Annotated in this window: 1 protein-coding gene; it reads right to left on the bottom strand. The window is 59.3% G+C overall.

Going from position 1 to position 246, the window contains the following annotated elements; translation table 11 throughout:
* Positions 1 to 246 (bottom strand): methylated-DNA--[protein]-cysteine S-methyltransferase (locus ACLJNW_RS27620; protein WP_410961759.1); only part of this gene is annotated, 246 nt, incomplete at both ends.

Raw genomic sequence — 246 nt, 5'->3', positions numbered from 1 at the left:
CCAACCGCCCGTACTGGGTTGGGGCTGCCGATCTGCACGGCTATTTCAGTATAGCTGCGGGTCTCGCCGAATGGAATGGTGAGCAGGGCGGACCCGACCTTTTTCTGAAATTCGGTACCTTGGAAGTCGAGCGGGAGTTCGAACCGGGAACGTTTGCCGGAAAAATATTCCCGCAACTGGCGTTCGGTTTCCGCCAGGAGGGAGCTGTCCTCGGAGAGCCGCATCTCGTCCAGCGGTACTCGGTTG

This window comes from Salmonella sp. SAL4457, assembly GCF_046548235.1.
Lineage (GTDB): Bacteria > Pseudomonadota > Gammaproteobacteria > Enterobacterales > Enterobacteriaceae > Salmonella > Salmonella enterica.
Note: the sequence above shows the minus strand (reverse complement) of the source record. Positions and strands in the feature narration are given on the sequence as shown.